Here is a 384-nt window from a genome sequence, read left to right as displayed (position 1 = left end):
GCGAAGCCACCGCCGCCCGCCTCCGCGCCCAGGGCCACACCGTGCTCGGCGCCGACCTCGCCTCCGCCGGTGTCCACCTCTTCGACCCGCTGACCGTCCAGGTCAACCACTTCGGCGCGGTGGCCACGCCGGAAGGGCTGCGGCCCCTGCTCGCCGCCGGTACCGACCCGCGCGCCCTCGTCGTCTCGTCGCTCACCGCGGTCCACCCCCATGACCCGGCCATCGCCGACGCCGCCCTCGCCGCCCCCGAACAGATCGCCCCGCTGCTCGACTTCCTCACCTCGCCCGAGAACACCCACGTGACCGGTCAGATCGTCTTCATCGACGGCGGAGCCGACGCCACGCTGCGGGGTGAGGGGGCATGGTGACCCCTACGCCGGGAAA

At 74.0% G+C, this 384-nt stretch carries 1 pseudogene; it reads left to right on the top strand.

Annotated features, from left to right (window positions below):
* A pseudogene (locus G3I78_RS50725) lies at positions 1-368 on the top strand (short-chain dehydrogenase); the annotation flags it as partial.
* Between the last annotated feature and the right edge of the window lie 16 nt (positions 369-384).

It is taken from the genome of Streptomyces sp. SID13726 (genome assembly GCF_010548375.1).
GTDB lineage: Bacteria > Actinomycetota > Actinomycetes > Streptomycetales > Streptomycetaceae > Streptomyces.
This window is presented reverse-complemented; position numbering and strand designations above follow the sequence as displayed.